Genomic DNA, 20341 nt, shown 5'->3' with positions numbered 1-20341 from the left:
CATAATATCGACCGGTTTTAATATCATATTCTTATCAGATAAGTGTAAAACGATACAGAATAAGTGAATCGTATCGGCTTTACAGTTTGTTGTGATAAAAGTGTGATATAAGGATTGGTAATATATCACCATAAGAAACAGAAAGCAGGGGTGGTAGCTATGAAGAAGGTATTTGTAAAAAGAATCGCAATGGTAGTTGCAGTAATGACAATCGTTTTAGGTTTTGGTTTTGCTACAAACATGAAGGTAGCTGAGGCTAAGTCACAGATGATGGAAATTACATGTCCTCACTGCCATGAAAACACAACAGTAGATGTTATGCTGGATGATGTTACATGCAGCCACTGCCACGAAAATATCCATATTGATGGCTGATAAAATACAAACAAGAAGAGCAATTCTTCTTTAAAACTCCTAATTCTATATAACCAAAGATGCCCTGATCAGAGATGGTCAGGGTATTCTTTTGGGGAAAGATTCGTGTATAATGGAGTTCAGTAATGTTTTCAGAAGGAAGTGAAGGAACAGAAATGAAGGACGAAATCATACTTGATGAAAAGAAGCTGGCGCTGCTTGATCTGATCGACAAGGCAGGAAAAGGAAGCATAGAGGCAGCAGAGCAGGTAGCTGAAGCATATTTTAAGGGAACCTATGAGGGAAAGCCGAACCTCGCAAAAGCTAAGAAGTGGGCTTCTTATGCCGCAAAGCATGGGAGTGAGAAGGCTGCAGCGATACTGAAGGAAATATCAGAATAAGAAAGAGGGTATAGATTATGAATGAAAAGAAGCTTTACAAGAGTCATGATAAAAAGTTGTTCGGTGTATGCGGCGGCATAGCTGATTATTTTGGTATTGATCCCACATGGGTTCGAATCGGTATGGGGCTCGCGGTATTCTTTACGGGAATCGGAATCCCTGCGTATATCATAGCAGCACTGGTTATGGATGATGACCCCAAGTATATCGAGGATAAGTCCTATAACGATAGGTCCTATGACGATAGCAGGGTAGTCGATAGTACTGCCACATTTGTGGATGATGAGCCTGCCGGTTATCAGCAGGCCCAGCAGTATGAGAGTGATGAACCGATTGGATTTAATCCTTATGATGGAGATAGATGATTTATTATAGGTACATATCGTCAATTCCAATTAGCTTACAATCTGTGGCATGTTCTTTCACATACTTTGAGAAGCCTCCAAGTGAAAAAATACATAATATAGGATTTGTAGCAGGAAGATATTTTACTTTATCCATAAGATTTTCATAATCACTTTTTTCAAATGGGGTTTTTTTGAATTTACATTCGCCTATAAGTTTTATGTTCTTTCCATCTTTTCCAAGCAGATCTATCTCGATCTGCTTTTGCTTTCTGTCCTCATCAAGAACAGAATCCTGATAGTCTGTAATCTCAGTGAGAAGTGGTAGAGCATCCTGTCCGGCATGCATCAGTAGGTATTCCTTTGCCATTTTCTCAAAGATTTTTCCCATGAAATCATGCAAATGATCTTTAACGTTTGCCCTATAATATGCTTCGCCGTTATCAGCGTTGATAAGACTGGTAGCTCTGTTAACATAACGGAACCAAAATTCAAGCATACTGTCATTCAGAACATAATAGGGTTTCTTTGATATTCTCTTCTCAAGTATTTCTGCATTCGTCAGAACTTTCAGCGGATAGGTCACATCATCAGACCCGACACAGGAAGCAATTTCACTATTCTTTGTATGGCCGGTGGCAACAGCGGAAATAATGGAATTGTATATCGCCGGACTCTGTCTGTCGCTTGTCACAACAGTCTTTATCTGCTCTTCTGAAAAATAGCCACCAATAGAATAGAACTGTTCAATGATATTGTCCTCAAGGCTCTCAGAGGTATTGAACTGCTCAATGTATTTTGCCACACCGTTAGAGAGGCCATAGCAGATGGCTTTTTCCTCATTTGAATATCCATCAAGGAACTCAGCAGTCTCAAGATAGTTGAATGGCTTAAGTTTAAGTTCAAGATCACTTCTTCCATGAAGAGGTGCAGACTCAGCAAGAACTTCATCCTTCATAAAACTTACGAGAGAACCGCAGAGTATGAAGAACATCTTGCCGTTTCTCCATTTTGTATCAATCTCTTTTTGAAGCACAGATTGGATATAGGGACACTGTTTTGCCAGATATGGATATTCATCAATAAAAAAGATGATTCGCTCATTTTCAGCTCTCTTTCCGACAAAATCAAAGAGCTTTTCAAAACTGTTGAAGCTGATATCTCCAAGCATATCAGGAGCAAGCGCAGTAAGTACTGATTCCGTCATCAATGACAACAATTCAGTTTCACTGCGTTCTACGGATGTAAAGGATATGCTCTTACAATCATGTTCGCTTACGAACTTGTTTATGAGTTTGGTCTTTCCAATCCTTCGTCTTCCATAGAGGACAGTCATAACAAATCCGTCCTGCTTATATTTTTTATCAAGTATCGTAAGTTCTGTAGTTCTTCCTCTGAAAATGTCCTTCATGACAGTCCTTTCTTTTACCAAAGCGGATTTCACCGAAATGGATTTCGGCGAAATGGATTTCGGTTAATTGTTATTGTATATATACTGACGTAAAAAAGCAAGAATAGTTCTAAAATGGCAGGACTATGTCCGGAAATTTATATGTACATTGTTTATACAAATTTAAGATTGATGCCTAACGGAATATAGTAAAATTTAGGAAATAACTTTAAGGTGCGAGGGGGAATAGGCTCATGAAGTATAGTATTGACACATACAGGCTTTACTCAAGTGAAAAGATTTTTTCATTTTGTATAAGAGTAAGAGTGACAATGAAAGATGAAGTAGATATTGATGTACTTAGAAAGTCCGTCAATACAGCTATGCAGCGCTACCAATACTTTGCAAAAGAAGTGGCCCTCGGAGAGGATGGCGGATACGATCTTATCCCTAATAAAAGAGCTGTTGTGGTGATTGAGGCACCGGAAAAGCTTCCGGATCTTTGCAGCGAAGAAGTGAACAGGCATCTCCTTTATTTGGACTGCAAGGGAAGGGATATCTTTTTTAACATAAGCCATTCTATGTGCGGCGGAAAAGGCATGATGCCTTGGATCCAGACTACCCTGTATCAATATGTTGCCGATAAATACAGCATTATTCCCGATGCGCCGGGCATTAGAAAACCTGACAGTGAGCTTCTTCCCGGAGAAACAGATGAACCGACCATAGATATGCTTCTTGATGAAAAGCCCATATATACATACAAGAGTAAAAATCCTGTTGTAATGCTGCTGGACTACTTAAATGGTATGTTCAATCCTTTTATGCGGGATCCAATTTACTATCAGTTTACGTTTGAACAGAGTGATATTATGGCTTTTGCCAAGCACAATGATTCAAGTGTCGCGGCTTTTTTCCTCATGACCTTAGCCATGGCGCTTAACAAAGTTCTTCCGGACAAATATAAGATTATTGGGGGCGAGACAGCTCACTTTCCGGGTGCTGACATTGGGCTTCCAAGCAGTTATCATGATCTGCTAAGCCATGTACATATAGATTATGACAGGAAATATTTTGACTATGACATTGATAAGCTTGGAACCTACACCCGCAGCCAGATAATTCTTCAGACTGATCCAACCGTAAGTAACTACCAACTTCGTAAGCATTTTGACTTTTTAGAGGAAATAGATAAGATATCCGGTCAGAAGAACAAGATAGCTGCTTATGCACAAAAAGACCCCTCCAAGGGCAAGGAGGCTCAGCACGGAACCTTTATATCGAACTATACAGGCTGGGCTGACTTTGGAGAAGTTGCGGATTATATAGAGTCATATTTCGCGATGGTGGACGGACATCTTCTACTGGAGGCATTGTCCATGTCAGATAAGATTTTCCTATCATTTATGCAACTGATCAGAGATACAAAATATGTGAACGCTTTCTGTGAAGTCATGGACGACCTGGGTATTTCTTACAAAATGGAAGGACCTTTTCCCAATATCAGACCGAAACACCGGCTGCCTCGCCAGTAAAAATGCATCATGTATAGTGTGTGATAATTGTGTGATATTTCAAGGAGTATGATGATATCAGAACAAAGGACAAGGGCAGCCGAGGTGGCGACGCTTTATCGAGGCAGGCCCGATGTCAAAAGGACGAAGCAGCCAGCGAAGGTAGCGATGCTTTACCGGAGCGAAGGCCAAGGTCCTGCGGTTCAGTTTGAGGGGAGAGATATCCAGGGCGGCGCACGCTTCACCCGATGGTATCACAACAAAAAAATCATCTACAGCAGCGGCGAATTTTTTCACCTAAGCCACGGGATGCGACACTGAGAAAAGCCGGCGGAATGTCGGCTTTTTTCAGTGGTGGGGATTGTAATTATCGGAAATTTAAGATGAATTTTATAAATATATAAAGCATGGAGTTTATAATTATTTATGCCTATAATTGACAGAAAGGTAGTTAGAATATTATTCCTGAAGATAGAAAGAATGAGATTATAAAAGCAATAACAGAAGTAGAGTTTTCTCATATGAAACTAGATGATACTTCAAGCATTGCGTACCGGTTAAATAGGAATATATAGAAAGTGTTTGGGCATTGAGTGAGACGGTAAGATATGGGAATCATTGATGGATTACTAAATAAAATAAGGCCTAAAGGTACTCCGGCAGAGTCTTCTGATGATTATTATGAATATTGCCCCCACTGTTATGCAACGCTCTCTCTCCAGAAAGGCTACGATCCTTCTCTGAAATACTGGGTTTGCAAAGGCTGCGGGGAGATGTTGATAAATCCTGATATAGAATCGGATATAGTATGGATCTGTGATGAGTGCGGTGCAGTTATGAATGAGCAGGAGGGATTTAGCGAAGAGACTCCCGAATGGAAATGCACGGAGTGTGGATTCGTTAACAAAATAGATCCCAGCGAGATATATCTTACCGAAGATGAATTTCAAGCAGAGGCAAGGAGTCCGTATCGAGGATTGTCTGATGAGGATATTCTTGAATTGTCGCTATACCAGGAGCAGGAATATATAGGTGGTAAGGAGAATGTCATTCTTGTAAAACATCGGGAAACCGGGGAGCTTTTTATAAAAAAACTCCTCACAATTTACAATAAGAGCATATATGCTTACCTTATGGATCACCCGATATCAAACATGCCTCGGGTTATCAAAATGTATGAGAGCAGCAACTGTCTCGTGGTGATTGAAGAATATATCAAGGGAAAGACGGTTGAGGCAATTTTGGAAAGTGGTCTCATATCTGAGAAAAAGGCAGTGCATATCACTGGAGAAGTATGTCGGATTCTGGATGATCTCCATAATTTATCGACGCCGATTATCCACAGGGATGTAAAGCCGTCCAACATAATTATTGATGACAATGAGAATGTGTATCTTCTGGATATGAATGTTGCTAAGTGGTTTGACCCGGATAAAGCGGATGATACGAGATACATGGGAACGCAGTATTATGCTGCTCCCGAGCAGGTTGGTTATGGACTATCTGCATCCTCTGCAAAGTCAGATATCTATGCGGTCGGGATGTTACTTAATGTAATGATAACTGGGAAGTTTCCTAAGGAAGAGAAGGCAGCAGGTGCTGTATGGAATGTTATTGAGCGGTGCATAAGTCTGGATGCGGAAAACAGATATACAGCCAAGGAGCTTATTGCTGAACTTAAAAAATTGAAGGATAGAAAAAGTGCAGAAGAAGCCTACAGATGAACTAAATGATATTCTTGAAAATATGAGGCCGGATCAGCTTGATTCCTATCTGAAGGATAACAGCAAGTACATGGCTGATAATAAGAAAGCATTTTACTATTATATGAAGGATGTTCTGGATGAGAAGAATATCAAGTTGAAGGATGTCTATTCTTTTGCCGGAGTGTCTGAATCATATGGCAGTAAGATAGTCACGATGGAAAAGCATACAAAGGACAGAGACCTGATAATAAGGCTTTGCCTGGCGGGACATTTTAACTGGGATGAGACCAATAGGGCTTTAAAACTGTATGGAATGACAGAATTATATGCCAAGGATCCAAGGGACGCGTGCATTATTGTAGCCATAAACAATAGAATATTTGATCAGTATGAAATAGATGATCTGCTGACAAAACAAGGGTTGAAGAAAATTACAGCAGATGAACAATAGTACAATTTGATTGATTTCCCCACCATTTCGGTGGGGATTTTTTGTGCCCGGAATTGATAAATTAAAAGTAGAAGTACAGAAAATGCTTACGCAGCGTAAACAAAAAGTAATTTGATAAGGACAATCCCAGTACTTACCATAAAAATAGGAGATATGACGGCATGGGGGATAAGGTGAATTTAGGACAGTTTATTTCATCACGAAGAAAATATATGAGGCTTACACAGGAAGAATTAGCAGACAAGATAGGAGTTTCCAAGTCTGCTGTAGCTAAATGGGAGACAAACGGAGGACTTCCAGATAGAGATAATCTTCATCGTTTGGCCGAAATCATGAATGTTTCAGTAGACGATTTGCACAGGATAATTGAACATGCAGGGACCAGAGAGGCGGATTTGAATATAAATATCACACCGGAAGTAATAGCTATTCTTGAGTCATATGGCTATAAAGTCATACGGCCTGATGAGGAAAGAGGTGAATGATAATGGGAATACAATTTTTATCTGTAAAGTGCCCGGAATGTGGGGCAAATCTTTCAATAGAGAATGGCAGGGAATCAGCTTTCTGTTCGTATTGCGGGGCCAAAGTTATTGTCAATAACGAGAATGAGCATATTTATCGCAATATAGACGAAGCCAGAATCAAAGAAGCTGAAACGGATAGGTTGATAAAACTTAAGCAGCTTGAAATGGAGGAGAAGGAAAGTGTATCCCAAAAGGTGTTTATAATTTTATGGCTTGCAGCAACAGCGATATTGCTCCTAATTGGAATTGTAGGAATGGCTATTCATAATTCAGGAATGGGACTATGTATTTTGCTTGCCATGAACGTTGGATGCATTGGAGTACTAGTGCTATTAACAAAGAACAAGAATAAGAGAAGAATTATAGCCGGTACTAATGAAGCTGTCATTTCAAGTGCTATGGCGGACAATTCAAATAAAAATTATAACAGCATAGCTATGTTGTTCAGAGGAGCAGGTTTTTCAAATGTAAAAGTGGTGCCATTACATGATCTTAATGTGTTTAATCAAATGAAAAATGGTCAGGTGGAGTCGGTTACGATCGATGGTAATAGTGAGTTTGAGGAAGGGGATGTTTTTTCTAAAAATGCGAGTGTGTTGATCACCTATCACTGCAGATAGGAGAAAGGAGCATGATATGGCATTTTGTTCAAACTGTGGTAAAGAGGTCAAGGATGGCGAGAAGTTCTGCACCAATTGCGGTGCGGCATTGGGAAATAATAGTTCAGGTTTTAACCAACAACCTGTTCCTACTTACAACTCATCACCTCAGATTTCTTATGTGAACAATAATCCCGTACAAAAGAAAAAAGGTAAGAAGGTATGGTTAGTAGCAGTTGTACTGATTATTCTAATCGTAGCAGTTGCAGGAGGATCGAAGCGTAAAACATCTCAGGAAAACAAAGCCATAGAAAAAGCATCAACAAGCGTAGACAGCAATGACAATAAGTCGGTAGCCAAGGAGGAGAAGAAAGTCGAGCAGCAGAAAGCATCCGATAGTAAAGCTTCAGAGGAGAAAGAACAGAAGCAGGAGGAGCTGAAGGAAGAGGAAGTGGCGGAAGAGGAAGCAAAGGTAGAAGCGAGTGTAGAAGAACCACAAGAAGAACCCGTAAAAGAGGAAGCGAAGTCGGATGCCGTGGATCCTAACCTAAAGGCTTTTTTGGATTCTTATGAGAGCTTTATGGATGATTATGTGGCCTTTATGAAAAAGTATCAGTCAGGAACCGGGGATGCATTAAGTATGCTGACTGAGTATACCGACATGTTGACCAAGTACCAGGATTTCTCTGATAAGATAAATGCTTATGACACTAACAAAATGTCAGATGCAGATTACAAGTACTATATGGAAGTGACTACAAGGGTGCTGAGTAAAATGTCGTCACTGTATTAAAAATGGCCTAACATCATTATTTGCATGTTCATTTGATGATGGGGATTGCGAGGTTATGACATGATAGATGCGAACCAGGCTTATGCATTATTTAAAAGCGTAGTTGATTTTCCCTTAACTTGTATGGTTAAGAATGGATTAAGTGATGATGCCTGGAGCAGGACATGGGTTAAGGCTTAATGACTCTCATCTCCGCAACTCAAGCCTGGAGGAACCTTTTACGACCAAGTACAGGGAGCAATACAACCAACTGCTCCTCATTCTCACGTGGTTTTCATAAATAAAATACACATAACAAAAGAATGGCCTATCCGTGTCATCATTACGGTTAGGCCATTCTCTATACATAAGGGAGATAATAATTTCTCGTTACCATTCACAGATTAAATGAGGATACATAATAAAGCACATAATAAAGCTCACATTGGTGGGCTTTATTTTTGTGTATGAAAAGGTTAGAATTTTCGTATTAAGCAAATCGGAATTTTTAGAGGCAAATTATATTTCAGTTTTACATACGATGATAAATTACTTTTGGGAAAGAATAATACATTGGAGAAAGGAAATGATAGAAAATAATAAAATCCAGTCAAAGCGGATGCTTTTTGTAATATTGGCGATGATGTTTATATTATGTGTTCAAGGTTGCTCAGTCTCAAATGGAAAGGACTCAATCAACGGAGAGAATCAGTGGGAAAACATCGAATCTGTAAAGATATATTTTGGATATCTCGATGGGGATTTAAACGAAGAAGGCTATGAGCCTTTGATTGTCACAGACGAAAAAACGATTCAGAAGTTGGTACAGTATATTTCTGATGATAGCAAGATTGAGAAAGTAAAGCCTGACGAACTATATGAGGGGATGAATAGTATTTTTGTGGACTTTGGTAATGGAATTGTCGTGAGTATGTATGATGACCTTAACTACGGCAATATTGGTCCAGAAATGGTTGAGTATGGAGATGACGTTTGGCTTCCAAAACAATTTTACGATCTGGTCATCTCTTTGTTGGAGAAACAGTAGGATAAAATTTCAGGTTAATCGCACAACTTCATGTTTGTTGAAATGAAAGCACTATTTCTAGGCGGAGTTATGCTCCGCCTAAAAGCTCTGCTACGGTATATGGTTCACCGGAAGTCAGTCTCAAAAGAGCAGTGAATTCATTAACACCATTTCTTGCGCAGGTCTCAAGATAAGTCCTGATATCTGCGAAATATGATGCGTATTCAATACTCTGGAACTGCCCAGAGACTTTGTCCTTGGTTTTTACGAATCTGAGTGATCTTTCGCTTAGGTTGTTTGTTGTCGGAATGGAGAAATCCTTAACCCAGTCAAAGTAGTTGCTCATATATTCTCTGATTCTGTTGAGAAGAGCATTTTCATCACTTTCATAATAATGCCCCAGATCGGCAATGTATTCTTTATATCCACTATCCAAAATAGAATCCACTTTCATGAGGAAAGCTTCAACAGCTTCTTTTGAGAAAGCAGTAGCACCTTCGGCTATCAGATGTTTCCGGTCGTGCATCATAGACTGTATCAGCTCTTTGAGCACTTTGACCCAGGAGTGGCTTGACGAGTCGAACAGCTTCTGCAGGTCTCTTTCCAGATGCTGATTGCATTCTACATTTCTGAAGACAAAGCCCTCATGATAATTGATGGTGTTATGATCATGCATGACTTTTGTTCCGGAGCTTAGTACAGGAAGGATGTTATCTTCGAGGATTCCATCAAGGTCCTTGTGCATATGTGCAGTATATAGTGCAATGCGCTCATTGCCATAAAACCTCATACATGCTCTTGCTGTATTGACAAAAACTACAGTGTCATCCCAGTAGATAAGCGGCAGTCCAATGATCAAACTTTTAAGGTCTGTTACAAAAGCATGAAGCTTTTTGGAATAGCGCTTTTGCAGTTTTGCCAGATATCCTTCACTGAGGGTTAGTGGTTCGGGAGAAAAGCCTGTCAGTATTTTCTTTGTACGATTGATACTTACGAATCCAAGGTCCATCAGGGATAAAGCCATTGCCTGAATCACCTTGCCATACTGGTTTGCTGCTTTAAGGGTGCCAAGAGGAGCTTTGACCGTTGCTCCACAATCAAGGCATTTGTATATGACAAACTTATGCCTGTGCTTGATGACCTTTACTTCATAATCGAATTCATCCTTGACAGATACTTCGATTTCTTCAAGGTTGTGACCACCACAGTTGGGACATTCAGAAAGCTCATGTGGAATGGTATCAGTAATCTCTTCCTCAGAAAACTGTGCCATTTCATGTTTCTCATGACCTGGCTGTCCGCCTTTGGAAAGGTCTGATTTTTCCCTGGAGTTTGGTATGACTTTTTTCTGATCAATTGCTGTCCTGGATGTAGGAGTGCCGGTATTGGTTCCGTTATTATTGAGTCTTGCAGTAAGTCTTGCTACTTCATCCTTAAGCGCTGCAATCTGAGCTTCTGCTTCTTTTGAAGCTGTGATTTTTTCGGAAGAACCTTCTTCCAGAAGTTCCAGCTTATCCTTTAAATGCAGGTTTTCAAGTTCAAGACTGTATTTATCGTTCTCAAGTTCTTTGACTTTGGCTCGTTCTTTCTCATAGAGTTCCTGATAGCGATCAGCGAGGGCTTTGTATTGTGAAATCTTTTTGTTAAGGCTCTGAATCTGGCTGAGAAGCTTTTGTACACGGGAGTCTGAGGCACCTTCTTTTCTGAGTTTTTCAAGCTCTTTTTCGAGTTTTTTTGACTTGCGTTCAGCAGCATGCCATTCTTTTTTTATAACTTCATAAGCTTCTTTTAAGTCCATCCCCGGTAATCCCCAACCATCATTATGATTTATATTTTTCTAATTGCTCCCGCAGTTCCTGATTTTCTTTTAATAACCTTCTGACTTCGTCCTTGAGACCTTTCATGGTCTTTGGCATTTCGTAATCATCACTTCCTGCTTCATAGGAAGGACTGCGCTTTTTGCATCTGCCATCGGTAGGGATAATCTCTTGTGTTTCAGGGTCAACACGGCCTATCAGCTTTCTTTTGGATTTGGATCGCTTGAGTTCCGGATCCCAGAATGATTGATTTTCATAGGCATATGTGATTCCGGATCTTTTGTCGGTCTGATATACAATTCCCATAGTTTGCCTCCTTTATCTTTATGTGTATAGTATAACACATAAAGATATTTATTGCAATAAAAAATGCCAAAAAAGTCAGATTTCTTCTAGCTTTCTTGGCATTTTGAAATAACCGGAATCTCTTTATGTGAAAGATACCATATTTGGGAAAGTGTGAATAGTAACAATTTCTCTATTGTTGTACGAGTTATAGTACATGTCAGGGAGTATTCTGAGTGTATTGCTGAGGGGGATAGAAAGTAATGTAAGGAGATATATGGAATGGCCGAAAAAGACATGAGTGAAAAAACGCTGGAGGAGCTGAATGATGTATTTGCGGATATAGTGAATACGTTGTTGTTTGATGGGGATGGTGTAATCACAGAAGATGCTCTTTCAGAATCAAATCCGTACAGTAATTATACTGCTAATGGTAAAATACGGGAGCAGGAGCGGGATGTAGTAAAGTATTGGAATAATAATATGCTGCATATAGCAAAGGTGGGATTTGAAAACGAAACCACAGAGGATGCGGATATGCCGCTTAGAGTACTAAGCTATGATGGTGCAGCATATAGGAGCCAGTTCTCACCGCAAAATAATGATTCCAGATTCGCGGTTACCACTATTGTGTTATACTTTGGGTATAAGAAGAGATGGACGGCAGCAAAAAGTATATATGAGAGGGTAGAGGTACCGGATAGGCTAAGGCCTTTCGTACCTGATTATCCTATAAATCTGTTTGAAATAGCATATCTGACTGATGAGCAGGTTTCAAAGTTTAAGAGTGATTTTTGGTTTGTTGCGGACTATTTTGTCCAGATGAGGAAGACGGATAAATATATTCCTCCGACGGACAAAATAACGCATGTATCAGAGTTGCTGGGACTTATGTCAGCATTGACCGATGACAGGAGATTTGTAGAAGTGGCAGAGGATGTTAAGAAAAAGGAGAAACAGAATATGTGTACAGTATTAGATGAAATTGTTGCAAAGGGAAAAGCAGAAGGAATAGCAGAGGCAAGAGAAGAAATACAAGATGTTTATAGTTGGCTTTTTAGTATGGGAAGAGGGGCAGATGTTGAGAAGGCAACTAAGGACGAGGATTATTATCAGAAGATGCTTGAGGAGTATAAAAATAGATAATAAGAAACAGGGCTGGCGTTTTATCGCCAGCCTTTTATAGTTAGTGTAACAGTATTTATTGTCCTTGTTATAACTGCTTTGCTATAATCATTCCTCAGGGGGATAGGAAGACATGGAGGGAAAAAGTTTAAATGAAGAACAGACTATTTGGGAAAGGCCCTCTGAAGCGGATAACAGTATACATTATACAGAGGAGACTGCGAAGAATGCGGCTTCGGATAATCCATCAGCTTCGGGTTTATATAACTATCTTACTAATTCGGAGATATTAAATGGATAGAAATAATCTATACAACCCCGGCGAAGAAATTGTGGAAACCGACAGGCTTATAATGAGACGATTAAGGCCTGAGGATTATCTTGCAATGGCTGCATGGGATATGGATGAAAGAGTATTTAAATATTTGATGGGTTCTGTATGTAAGGCTCCTGAGGATCCGCTTGTTTGGCTTCCGAAGAAGGATCCTACATCCAAAATCAATATCCTTATGCTGGTTATCGATAAAGAGGATGGGCATGCAGTTGGTATATATGCATTAAATCACGATGTCGATAGAGATGTTTGGACATTATCATACGTTAATCGATTTGATGATTGGGGAAAGGGATATACTACAGAAGGAATGAAGGCACTCATGGATCACGCGGTTGATGCTTACGGAGCACATTCCTTTGAAGGAGAATGCGCAAAAGAAAACGTGGGCAGTGCAAAAGTTTTAAAAAGACTTGGATTCGCATATGACCATAGCTCTTCATATTCCAAGAATGATGGAAGCGCTACGTTTGAATCTGATGTATATATTTTTAATTTGACTATGGATATAGAAGAAATAAAGGATTATTATGAGCAATAACAAGTATTCGTATATCTTTGTATGCTACGGTAATGCTGACAAAGATATACTCACAAAACAGCTTCAAATGTACAAGCAAAGATTCCATTCTAGGGTTATCCTGATCATCTCGTCAGAAGCTGATGCAGAGTGGGCAGCTGCCCGCAGAGAAATTTTTGAATATGAACTCCGATTGGCCAAAGAGGATGCTATTTCAGGTGCAGTTCTCCGATACTGCGAAGAGCACCGGTTACCGGAAAAAGACACTCTTCTTATTGCCGAAATCCACGATGGTGCTAAACTGACAGTTCGCGGAATTGAGATAAAGGATCCCGGCAGCATGGCAGAGTCTTATAAGAAGGCTATCGAAATGCTCAGGAATATGATAAAGCCAAGGATTTAATTTACTCTTCCAAAAATTTTCCCATCATTACGAAATTTTTGGTCTCATAATAAGACAGTTTTGAATAAAAATGTTTGTGCTTTTCATCGTTCACACTGTTTAGTTCTATGATAGAAGCACCATTTTTACGAACTTCCTGTTCCAGAATTTTCAGGAAGTCTGTACCATATCCTTTTCTCTGAAAGCCCTTAAATATAACAATCTCGTCAAGAAAGTAGCCTCTTATATCATCGAATTCCTTGAAGTAGCCCATTAAATATCCGGTAATGCAGTTATTGTCATCAATCTGAACCATGCACATTGAGTCTTCCATCGTAAGTACCTGGTGGATTCTTTTGTATGCCTTTTCATATGTCCAACAGCAATCTTCTACAGTGTTATAGTATTCAATGTTCTTTTCTACTACATACGCCAAATCCTGTTCTGTCATTCGTCTGTAATTCATGATTTACCTGCCTGATATGTATTTATCTTTTGAATCTACAAGGTTTATCTTATCACAATAATCTCTGTATTACTGTGCGAGTTTTAGGACACGTCTTGGATTAAACTGAGTATATTCCTAAGGTGAATAAAAAGTAATGCAAGGAGAAATATGGAATGGCCGAAAAAGAACATTCAGAAATTCAGGATCTGTACAGTTGGCTTTTTAGCTCAGGAAGAGGCGCAGATGTTGAGAAGGCAACTAAGGACGAGGCTTTTTATCTGAAGATGCTTGAGGAATACAAAAATAGATAAATTGGAGCTCTACCGTTAATATAGCGGTAGAGCTTATTTTTGTTTATAATGTAGTGGCTGATTGCAAGCAATTTGTTTTGAGGAGCAGTGAAAAAATGAGGTTCGAAGCAATTAGTAATAAATCAAAAGGTATAATTTGCATTTTGTTTGCGGCGTTGGGATTTTCACTGATGACTTTCTTTGTGAGAATATCAGGAGATGTTCCGACTATGGAAAAGGCATTTTTCAGAAATGCTGTTGCCATTGTTGTATCGCTGTTTTTGCTTATTAGGTCAGGGGAAAAAATCAGGATAAAGAAAAACTGTGCAGGAGATATTTTCTTCAGATGTCTGTTTGGTACAAGTGGTCTGATAGCAAATTTTTATGCAATTGATAAGCTGAACATTGCAGATGCAAATATGCTTAATAAGTTATCTCCGTTTTTCGCAATTTTGATTTCGATTCCAATACTTAGGGAGAAACCGAAAAAGGTAGATATTTTGGCAGTCATAATTGCATTTCTTGGTGCGATGTTAATAGTTAGGCCATCCGGTAGCAATATGCAGCTTGTGCCTGCGCTGGTAGGTTTGTATGGAGGCTTCGGTGCGGGAACGGCATATGTTTTTGTTCGGAGATTAGGAAAAAAGGGGGAGCGAACACCAATAATTGTATTCTGCTTTTCTCTGTTCTCAACTCTTGTGACGATTCCCTTTATTGCGATGGATTTTGTCATGCTAAAACCGTGGCAGCTATTATGTCTGATTATGGCCGGGCTATCAGCGACGGTGGGGCAGTTTGGCATAACATCTGCATATAAGTTTGCCCCGGCAAAGGAAATTTCAGTATTTGATTATACACAGGTAATATTTGCAGCAATTCTTGGAGTACTGTTTCTCGGAGAATTGCCGACACTGTTATCATTCTTGGGATATGCAGTTATTATCGGCGTGGCGATATTTAGATGGAAATATAATCTCAGAAGTGAAGATGGAGGGTATGATGGCCATTGAACTTTTTTTCACTTTTTTAAGAATAGGGCTTTTTACTTTTGGTGGTGGCTATGCCATGATCTCACTTATACAGGATATCTGTGTGGAGAAGAAAAAGTGGATCAGCCATGATGAGATGATGGATATTACAGTCATCGCTGAATCAACGCCCGGTCCGATAGCGATAAACTGTGCTACTTATGTAGGATATAAGAAGCAGGGGATGATAGGAGCTATAGCCGCTACAATCGGAGTAATCCTTCCGTCCTTTATTATTATTTATTTGATTTCGCTCTATCTTGACAGCTTTCTTGAAATAGCATGGATTGCCAGCGCATTTAAAGGAATAAAGATAGCTGTAGGAATACTGATATTGGATGCGGCCCTTAAGATGATAAGGAAAATGCCAAAGAAACCATTTCAGATTTTTGTGTTAATTGCGGCGTTTTTAATTATGATGTCCGTAAACCTTTTTTCAGTAAAGATATCATCAATAACGTTAATGCTTGCTGCAGGTATTTGCAGTCTTATGGCTTTCTGTGTAAGTAAATATATGAACAGGGAGGGACGAAGCTTATGATATATATTGATCTTCTCCTTGGATTTCTGAAAGTGGGGCTGTTTTCTTTTGGCGGAGCGTATGCAGCGATACCGCTTATAAGGGATGTGGTTCTGCATTATGGATGGATTGATGATGAGCAGCTTGCCTATATGATTGCTGTAAGTGAAAGCACTCCCGGACCTATTATGGTTAACATGGCTACATATGTAGGCAGCATGACAGCCGGAATTCCCGGGGCTTTGATCGCGACTTTCTCAGTAGTTCTTCCTGCGTTTGTAATCATCATACTTATAATGATCATGTTCAAGAGGTTGTTAAAAAATCCCTATGCTCAGGCTGTGCTAAGAGGATTGAAGCCTTGTATTATGGGAATAATTCTGGCAATGGGGATCAGCATGATCGCTCAGAACGTTATTGTTAAGGGAACGTCTTTTTCTCCGGATTTAAGAGCGGCCGTGATATGCTCTGCTCTGGCTGCTGTCTACTTTGGCTCAAGAAAAATTAGAAAGTCCGGGATATCTCCGATAGTACTGATTTGCATTGCCGCAGTGATGGGTGTGATTGTGTATTAAGTATTTCAACTTCTTTGTCTATACTGTATGAGAATAATTATGTTAAGAAGGTTGCATTATGTTTAAGTTTTTTGATAAGTTCGGAAATATCCTTTTTCGTACGCTGCAATCACTTGCTACGCTAATAGTGCTTCTTGGTGGCACAGCAATGGGTTTTTTCCTGGCTATATTTTTGTGTATGGGAATTGAAGAATTAACCGGCTCAAAGCTCCTGACAGATATTGCACTTTGGATTCTTTTACCCATATGTTCAATTGCACCAACTTATTTAATTTATTACAAAGGCAGGCTCCCTCGTAAAAAAAGAACTTCAAATAATGATCGTCTTTATCCGCGTTCATATAATGCATATAGTGTGGAAAAATATGGAGAGTTCCCGCATTTCGGAAAGGTTCTTGGAACTCCAAAGGTGAAAGATATTGTAAAAAATGATTCTTTTCACCAATATGTTTTCAAGGATGGAAAAAAGGCATCTCATATTTTTGTTAGCAGCACCGACAAGTGGGTGCGTATTCTTGGCGGATATCTTCCTATAGATCTGATTTGCGGATATAGCAAAAACAATAATAAACTTTATACTATCGATGGTGTAACCATTAAACTTCCGATGGCTGCAAGGCTTCCATTTGTTTATAGGGAATTGGAGAAGTTCTTTAAAGAAAGAGGAGCGTACCATGAAGATATGCCTGACGGAGCAGAAAAAGAGTATAGAAATTCTCTTTATTTAGGAGGGAATTTTACACACAGCTTATCCGAGCTTAATTGGGCACACCTTAGATATTTGTGGGAAAAGAACATATTAAACAATAGCAGCAACTACGCAGATAAGATTGCGACACCAAACTATGTACCGGTTCTTGATGATGGAAGCATCAACAAGGAGATTTTTGAAAGAGTTCTTTCCAAGAAGGAGATTAACAGGACCTATGAACTTTTAAAACGTGGGCAGGTTGCTATATCAGAGTATCTTGATTTTAAGAGTTATAAAAATGAGTTTAGCGTTTGTAATGGAATAGAACTTCTCAGGGCTTTGGGCCATCCCAAAAATCTGGAAGGTATAGACTTTTTGTTTGATTGCCTTTGCGACGTGGATGAGGCATTTTTCCTAATGGCTGTGGATCTCCTAAAGACATATCCAAGAGCTGACCGCGAAGAGAAGATTGAGGAGAATGCAAAACTTGCTTTCGAAACAGGTGATGTTCTAAAGCTTGCCGGTGTGCTGTATCTGTCAAAACAATTGGACTATGATTGTAAATATATAAAGCAGATTCGGGAAGAGCAGGCAGAAAACGCATCAGTGGAAGAAGCAACGAAGAAGGCTGACGATGCTGTAAAGAAGTTCGAACTTGACGAACAGGCGCTCTTTGGCAGCGGTGAAGTGCAGGAGTTTAATCCAACAGGAGTTGCATACCAGGAACAGGAATAACTTTTATCCCGGCAAAGGAGATATCCGTATATGACTCTGAAAGAAGCGTACAAGATTCTTGGAGCATCAAAAACTGATGATGACAGTGAGATAAAGGCAAAATACAAAAGGCTGCTGTTTTTATATCACCCGGATTCTGCTCCCGGTAAAGAGAGGAATCCGGAGGATGATGAGAAGATACGGCAGGTCATAGAGGCTTATAGGAAGATCAGGGAATCCGAGGGCGAAACCTTTATTGAAAAATATGAGTTTTCCTGGGACGCTTTTGAGAACAGCAAGGCGTTCTCTGAGCGGAATATTTATGTACAGTTCAGGATATACGATGAGGCGCTGCCGCTGTCCAAGATGGCAAGGGGCAGGTTTATATGGGATCCGGATATGGAGGAGTTTTCGCTGTTTTCAAAAAGTGTTCTGGAATCCTGCAAGGAAGTCATGACAGAATATCAGGTTGTGCCTGACCCGGAAAGGGTGAAAAACATATTTCATCTGATGATGCAGGAATACGTGCTTCCTGCAGATGCTGCGAGGAAAATCGGCAATAAGCTTCGTGATGATGGCAAAAATGAAGTCTTTCAGTTCACAGGTTTTATTAGTGACGAAGCTTCTAATAGCCGAGCAGCCGCAGTCAATACAGACACACCGCTTAACATCTATCTAAGGGAAGACAGGGCTGTGGCGGAGGAGATGGTTTCGGGAAGGATTCTTGGGAATGTCTCTTTTGATGAGGATGCGTTATACTATGTTATACTGCCGTTGCTTGAGGATCCGGAAATAGAAGTGAGCGCGGCTATAACCGGGATTGATAAGATTAGGCGCGGCAAGACGTGGATTCATGTTGCAATCTCGCTGGCTATTCCACGGGGGCTTACTGATAAGCCGGTAGTCAACGGGGAACTGATCAAAGGGTTACTGAAGTAATAGATGGAAGAAGATTTTAATAACACGGAAAAAGTAGGAGGGAGGATGTATGAAAAGACTTATTGTTTATTATTCACTTGAAGGAAACACGGAATATATTGCAGAGAAGCTCGCAGAGAACATTGGAGCAGAGACTTTGAAACTCATTCCTAAAAAGAGCTATCACACAAGTGGATTCGCCAAGTTTTTCTGGGGAGGAAAATCTGCTGTTATGGCTGAGAAGCCGGAACTTGAACCTTATGAAGTCGCAGATGATTATGAAGAGATTATCATCGGATTTCCTGTATGGGCAGGCAACATCACACCTCCTATTAGGACGTTTGTCAGTGAAAACGGGCAACTCCTTAAGGGTAAAAGGATCTCTGCCTTCGCATGTCAGAGCGGCGCCGGCGCTGAAAAGGCTTTTTCAAAGCTGAAGGGTATATTGGGGATAGAAGAGTTTTTTGCAACTGCTATTTTCATAGACCCCAAGGATAAGCCCAGCGAAGCGAATAGGCTTACGCTTGATGTATTCACAAAGAAGCTAAATTAAGTATAATAAACCAAACACATTGAACGAGACAGAAACGGAGGAGACAGGATGAAAAATTCAGTTCAGAAAAGATGTGAGTTACTGGTTGAAAACAGGAATCTTATTCAAGAGGGATTTATGCTTGAGAACAGTCTGTTGAAGGCTGTTGCCGCAGCGGCTTTTGCTGAAAAGGAAAAGACGGTGGACGTGGATTATCTGAAGGAGTGCAGAAGCATTTTGAGGGATAAACAGGGTGCGCTATCAAGTTTCCGTGGGAATAATGAGCTTATCGTATCAACAAAAATGGCTCTTGGCAGCGATCCCGAGAAATACATTGATGAGGTGATCGAAGTATATAAAAAGTTCCAGAAGGGGAAATGTTTTGGATCAACATTCAGGGTACTTGCCGCTATGTCGATCTGTGATGCAGGCAAGTTCTCAGAGGCAGATGCCATTATTGAAAAAACAAATAACCTTTTGGAGGGCATGAGGAAAAAGCATCCTTTCATTGCTACTGATGAAGATACAAGTTTTGCAGTGCTTCTCGCCATGACAGAAAAGAGCGTGGAAGAAATTCTTACAGAGCTTGAGGAGGCTTTCGGCTATATAAAGAAGAGCTTCTCTTTTCATGATAATGCCGCTTATTCACTTACTCAGGTGCTCACGATTTTTGATGGCAGCTACGAGGATAAGAGGGACAAGGTCCTTGAAATTTATAATGCCTTTAAGGCAGCAGGCTTAAAGTATGGAAAAGAATATGAGCTTGCGTCTCTGGGAACTCTGATCAACATAAACTTAAGTACCGGTGAACTGGTATCTGAGGTGGCGGAAGCTGCGAAATTCTTTGACGGCAAAAAGGGTTTTGGCATGCTCGATATGAACAAGCAGACAAAGCTTATGCTTGGTGCCATGGTGGTGTCCGGTGCATATTCTGAGAAGAGCACTGTTACAGATGCTTCGGTAACGAGCGGCGCGATTTCAATGATAATCGCAGAACAGACAGCAATGCTTGTTGCGATAATGATCGCATCGTCATCAGCAGCAGCGTCATCTTCTTCAAACTAAACGGAGCAGAGA

Annotated in this window: 26 protein-coding genes; 22 read left to right on the top strand and 4 right to left on the bottom strand. The window is 40.1% G+C overall.

All coding sequences use genetic code 11. From position 1 onward, the window contains the following. The first annotated feature begins 159 nt into the window (after positions 1 to 159). From BMW61_RS13370 to BMW61_RS22830, 3 genes are all read left to right on the top strand, one after another. Entirely contained in the window at positions 160 to 375 is a 216-nt protein-coding gene (locus BMW61_RS13370) for a DUF2614 family zinc ribbon-containing protein (RefSeq protein ID WP_022762819.1), read from the top strand. Positions 376 to 500: 125 nt separating this feature from the next. Next, positions 501 to 755 carry a hypothetical protein gene (locus BMW61_RS13365; protein ID WP_022762818.1) on the top strand — a complete coding sequence of 85 codons (255 nt, stop codon included), beginning with the start codon at positions 501 to 503 and terminating at the stop codon, positions 753 to 755. Between the two features lie 17 nt (positions 756 to 772). Next, positions 773 to 1120 carry a PspC domain-containing protein gene (locus tag BMW61_RS22830; protein WP_022762817.1) on the top strand — a complete coding sequence of 116 codons (348 nt, stop codon included), beginning with the start codon at positions 773 to 775 and terminating at the stop codon, positions 1118 to 1120. Positions 1121 to 1124: 4 nt separating this feature from the next. On the opposite strand, the gene BMW61_RS13355 is transcribed toward BMW61_RS22830, so the two are convergent. Then, on the bottom strand, positions 1125 to 2531 hold the full coding sequence (locus BMW61_RS13355; protein WP_139176319.1) for an ATP-binding protein: 1407 nt from the start codon (positions 2529 to 2531) through the stop codon (positions 1125 to 1127). Positions 2532 to 2743: 212 nt separating this feature from the next. Here BMW61_RS13355 and BMW61_RS13350 point away from each other — a divergent pair, with 212 nt between their 5' ends. The 7 genes from BMW61_RS13350 (at position 2744) to BMW61_RS13315 (ending at position 9106) form a co-directional block, all read left to right on the top strand. After that, on the top strand, positions 2744 to 4024 hold the full coding sequence (locus tag BMW61_RS13350) for a hypothetical protein (protein ID WP_091822805.1): 1281 nt from the start codon (positions 2744 to 2746) through the stop codon (positions 4022 to 4024). 587 nt (positions 4025 to 4611) lie between these two features. Beyond that, positions 4612 to 5727, top strand: coding sequence for a protein kinase domain-containing protein (locus tag BMW61_RS13340; protein WP_091822800.1), 1116 nt, complete (start codon positions 4612 to 4614; stop codon positions 5725 to 5727). Continuing rightward, positions 5705 to 6160 (top strand): hypothetical protein, encoded by a 456-nt coding sequence (locus BMW61_RS13335; RefSeq protein ID WP_091822798.1) that lies wholly within the window; start codon positions 5705 to 5707, stop codon positions 6158 to 6160. The genes BMW61_RS13340 and BMW61_RS13335 overlap by 23 nt, the downstream gene beginning before the upstream one ends. A gap of 161 nt (positions 6161 to 6321) precedes the next feature. Then, positions 6322 to 6645: a helix-turn-helix domain-containing protein gene (locus BMW61_RS13330; RefSeq protein WP_022762807.1), complete on the top strand. Its 324-nt coding sequence runs from the start codon at positions 6322 to 6324 to the stop codon at positions 6643 to 6645. A 2-nt stretch (positions 6646 to 6647) separates the two neighbouring features. Next, positions 6648 to 7307 (top strand): TFIIB-type zinc ribbon-containing protein, encoded by a 660-nt coding sequence (locus tag BMW61_RS13325; protein ID WP_139176317.1) that lies wholly within the window; start codon positions 6648 to 6650, stop codon positions 7305 to 7307. Between the two features lie 16 nt (positions 7308 to 7323). Continuing rightward, positions 7324 to 8079, top strand: a complete 756-nt coding sequence (locus BMW61_RS13320) for a zinc ribbon domain-containing protein (RefSeq protein ID WP_091822792.1) — start codon at positions 7324 to 7326, stop codon at positions 8077 to 8079. A 565-nt stretch (positions 8080 to 8644) separates the two neighbouring features. Further along, a complete protein-coding gene (locus BMW61_RS13315) occupies positions 8645 to 9106 on the top strand; it encodes a hypothetical protein (protein ID WP_139176315.1) in 462 nt (153 codons plus the stop codon). 67 nt (positions 9107 to 9173) lie between these two features. Here BMW61_RS13315 and BMW61_RS13310 read toward each other — a convergent pair whose 3' ends face one another. Both BMW61_RS13310 and BMW61_RS13305 read right to left on the bottom strand, forming a co-directional pair. Beyond that, positions 9174 to 10883 (bottom strand): IS66 family transposase, encoded by a 1710-nt coding sequence (locus BMW61_RS13310; RefSeq protein WP_091822786.1) that lies wholly within the window; start codon positions 10881 to 10883, stop codon positions 9174 to 9176. A 22-nt stretch (positions 10884 to 10905) separates the two neighbouring features. Further along, positions 10906 to 11208 (bottom strand): hypothetical protein, encoded by a 303-nt coding sequence (locus BMW61_RS13305; RefSeq protein WP_091822783.1) that lies wholly within the window; start codon positions 11206 to 11208, stop codon positions 10906 to 10908. Positions 11209 to 11469: 261 nt separating this feature from the next. On the opposite strand from BMW61_RS13305, the gene BMW61_RS13300 reads away from it, so the two are divergent. The 4 genes from BMW61_RS13300 (at position 11470) to BMW61_RS13290 (ending at position 13569) form a co-directional block, all read left to right on the top strand. Then, a complete protein-coding gene (locus BMW61_RS13300; protein ID WP_022762803.1) occupies positions 11470 to 12333 on the top strand; it encodes an RpnC/YadD family protein in 864 nt (287 codons plus the stop codon). Positions 12334 to 12445: 112 nt separating this feature from the next. Beyond that, complete coding sequence (locus BMW61_RS21950) at positions 12446 to 12613, top strand: hypothetical protein (RefSeq protein WP_175475206.1); 168 nt, start codon at positions 12446 to 12448, stop codon at positions 12611 to 12613. Continuing rightward, positions 12606 to 13187: a GNAT family N-acetyltransferase gene (locus BMW61_RS13295; RefSeq protein ID WP_091822780.1), complete on the top strand. Its 582-nt coding sequence runs from the start codon at positions 12606 to 12608 to the stop codon at positions 13185 to 13187. The genes BMW61_RS21950 and BMW61_RS13295 overlap by 8 nt, the downstream gene beginning before the upstream one ends. Continuing rightward, positions 13177 to 13569 carry a hypothetical protein gene (locus tag BMW61_RS13290; protein ID WP_091822777.1) on the top strand — a complete coding sequence of 131 codons (393 nt, stop codon included), beginning with the start codon at positions 13177 to 13179 and terminating at the stop codon, positions 13567 to 13569. Before BMW61_RS13295 ends, BMW61_RS13290 begins: the two co-directional genes overlap by 11 nt. A 1-nt stretch (position 13570) precedes the next feature. On the opposite strand, the gene BMW61_RS13285 is transcribed toward BMW61_RS13290, so the two are convergent. Next, on the bottom strand, positions 13571 to 14014 hold the full coding sequence (locus BMW61_RS13285) for a GNAT family N-acetyltransferase (protein ID WP_242876745.1): 444 nt from the start codon (positions 14012 to 14014) through the stop codon (positions 13571 to 13573). 155 nt (positions 14015 to 14169) lie between these two features. Here BMW61_RS13285 and BMW61_RS21945 point away from each other — a divergent pair, with 155 nt between their 5' ends. The 8 genes from BMW61_RS21945 (at position 14170) to BMW61_RS13250 (ending at position 20329) form a co-directional block, all read left to right on the top strand. Further along, positions 14170 to 14307 (top strand): hypothetical protein, encoded by a 138-nt coding sequence (locus BMW61_RS21945; RefSeq protein ID WP_175475205.1) that lies wholly within the window; start codon positions 14170 to 14172, stop codon positions 14305 to 14307. Positions 14308 to 14402: 95 nt separating this feature from the next. Beyond that, positions 14403 to 15296 carry a DMT family transporter gene (locus BMW61_RS13280; RefSeq protein WP_022762797.1) on the top strand — a complete coding sequence of 298 codons (894 nt, stop codon included), beginning with the start codon at positions 14403 to 14405 and terminating at the stop codon, positions 15294 to 15296. Further along, complete coding sequence (locus tag BMW61_RS13275; RefSeq protein WP_022762796.1) at positions 15286 to 15855, top strand: chromate transporter; 570 nt, start codon at positions 15286 to 15288, stop codon at positions 15853 to 15855. Before BMW61_RS13280 ends, BMW61_RS13275 begins: the two co-directional genes overlap by 11 nt. Beyond that, complete coding sequence (locus tag BMW61_RS13270; protein WP_091822766.1) at positions 15852 to 16409, top strand: chromate transporter; 558 nt, start codon at positions 15852 to 15854, stop codon at positions 16407 to 16409. Before BMW61_RS13275 ends, BMW61_RS13270 begins: the two co-directional genes overlap by 4 nt. A gap of 58 nt (positions 16410 to 16467) precedes the next feature. Then, a complete protein-coding gene (locus tag BMW61_RS13265; RefSeq protein ID WP_091822763.1) occupies positions 16468 to 17835 on the top strand; it encodes a hypothetical protein in 1368 nt (455 codons plus the stop codon). A gap of 30 nt (positions 17836 to 17865) precedes the next feature. Next, a complete protein-coding gene (locus BMW61_RS13260; protein ID WP_091822760.1) occupies positions 17866 to 18753 on the top strand; it encodes a J domain-containing protein in 888 nt (295 codons plus the stop codon). A 49-nt stretch (positions 18754 to 18802) separates the two neighbouring features. Beyond that, positions 18803 to 19285 carry a flavodoxin family protein gene (locus BMW61_RS13255; RefSeq protein ID WP_091822757.1) on the top strand — a complete coding sequence of 161 codons (483 nt, stop codon included), beginning with the start codon at positions 18803 to 18805 and terminating at the stop codon, positions 19283 to 19285. Between the two features lie 48 nt (positions 19286 to 19333). Beyond that, complete coding sequence (locus BMW61_RS13250; protein ID WP_091822755.1) at positions 19334 to 20329, top strand: DUF4003 family protein; 996 nt, start codon at positions 19334 to 19336, stop codon at positions 20327 to 20329. The last annotated feature ends 12 nt before the right edge of the window (positions 20330 to 20341 follow it).

The sequence above is a fragment of the Butyrivibrio sp. ob235 genome, from assembly GCF_900109475.1.
Lineage (GTDB): Bacteria > Bacillota > Clostridia > Lachnospirales > Lachnospiraceae > Butyrivibrio.
This window is presented reverse-complemented; position numbering and strand designations above follow the sequence as displayed.

What these genes read in the sequence shown, in the direction of transcription:
- BMW61_RS13285 (WP_242876745.1), bottom strand. Translation starts at nt 14,014, where the DNA reads ATGAATTACAGACGAATGACAGAACAGGATTTGGCGTATGTAGTAGAA.
- BMW61_RS13275 (WP_022762796.1), top strand. Translation starts at nt 15,286, where the DNA reads ATGGCCATTGAACTTTTTTTCACTTTTTTAAGAATAGGGCTTTTTACT.
- BMW61_RS13295 (WP_091822780.1), top strand. Translation starts at nt 12,606, where the DNA reads ATGGATAGAAATAATCTATACAACCCCGGCGAAGAAATTGTGGAAACC.
- BMW61_RS13350 (WP_091822805.1), top strand. Translation starts at nt 2,744, where the DNA reads ATGAAGTATAGTATTGACACATACAGGCTTTACTCAAGTGAAAAGATT.
- BMW61_RS13260 (WP_091822760.1), top strand. Translation starts at nt 17,866, where the DNA reads ATGACTCTGAAAGAAGCGTACAAGATTCTTGGAGCATCAAAAACTGAT.
- BMW61_RS21950 (WP_175475206.1), top strand. Translation starts at nt 12,446, where the DNA reads ATGGAGGGAAAAAGTTTAAATGAAGAACAGACTATTTGGGAAAGGCCC.
- BMW61_RS13340 (WP_091822800.1), top strand. Translation starts at nt 4,612, where the DNA reads ATGGGAATCATTGATGGATTACTAAATAAAATAAGGCCTAAAGGTACT.
- BMW61_RS22830 (WP_022762817.1), top strand. Translation starts at nt 773, where the DNA reads ATGAATGAAAAGAAGCTTTACAAGAGTCATGATAAAAAGTTGTTCGGT.
- BMW61_RS13265 (WP_091822763.1), top strand. Translation starts at nt 16,468, where the DNA reads ATGTTTAAGTTTTTTGATAAGTTCGGAAATATCCTTTTTCGTACGCTG.
- BMW61_RS13310 (WP_091822786.1), bottom strand. Translation starts at nt 10,883, where the DNA reads ATGGACTTAAAAGAAGCTTATGAAGTTATAAAAAAAGAATGGCATGCT.
- BMW61_RS13330 (WP_022762807.1), top strand. Translation starts at nt 6,322, where the DNA reads ATGGGGGATAAGGTGAATTTAGGACAGTTTATTTCATCACGAAGAAAA.
- BMW61_RS13305 (WP_091822783.1), bottom strand. Translation starts at nt 11,208, where the DNA reads ATGGGAATTGTATATCAGACCGACAAAAGATCCGGAATCACATATGCC.
- BMW61_RS13325 (WP_139176317.1), top strand. Translation starts at nt 6,648, where the DNA reads ATGGGAATACAATTTTTATCTGTAAAGTGCCCGGAATGTGGGGCAAAT.
- BMW61_RS21945 (WP_175475205.1), top strand. Translation starts at nt 14,170, where the DNA reads ATGGCCGAAAAAGAACATTCAGAAATTCAGGATCTGTACAGTTGGCTT.
- BMW61_RS13320 (WP_091822792.1), top strand. Translation starts at nt 7,324, where the DNA reads ATGGCATTTTGTTCAAACTGTGGTAAAGAGGTCAAGGATGGCGAGAAG.
- BMW61_RS13315 (WP_139176315.1), top strand. Translation starts at nt 8,645, where the DNA reads ATGATAGAAAATAATAAAATCCAGTCAAAGCGGATGCTTTTTGTAATA.
- BMW61_RS13250 (WP_091822755.1), top strand. Translation starts at nt 19,334, where the DNA reads ATGAAAAATTCAGTTCAGAAAAGATGTGAGTTACTGGTTGAAAACAGG.
- BMW61_RS13280 (WP_022762797.1), top strand. Translation starts at nt 14,403, where the DNA reads ATGAGGTTCGAAGCAATTAGTAATAAATCAAAAGGTATAATTTGCATT.
- BMW61_RS13300 (WP_022762803.1), top strand. Translation starts at nt 11,470, where the DNA reads ATGGCCGAAAAAGACATGAGTGAAAAAACGCTGGAGGAGCTGAATGAT.
- BMW61_RS13365 (WP_022762818.1), top strand. Translation starts at nt 501, where the DNA reads ATGTTTTCAGAAGGAAGTGAAGGAACAGAAATGAAGGACGAAATCATA.
- BMW61_RS13255 (WP_091822757.1), top strand. Translation starts at nt 18,803, where the DNA reads ATGAAAAGACTTATTGTTTATTATTCACTTGAAGGAAACACGGAATAT.
- BMW61_RS13370 (WP_022762819.1), top strand. Translation starts at nt 160, where the DNA reads ATGAAGAAGGTATTTGTAAAAAGAATCGCAATGGTAGTTGCAGTAATG.
- BMW61_RS13270 (WP_091822766.1), top strand. Translation starts at nt 15,852, where the DNA reads ATGATATATATTGATCTTCTCCTTGGATTTCTGAAAGTGGGGCTGTTT.
- BMW61_RS13290 (WP_091822777.1), top strand. Translation starts at nt 13,177, where the DNA reads ATGAGCAATAACAAGTATTCGTATATCTTTGTATGCTACGGTAATGCT.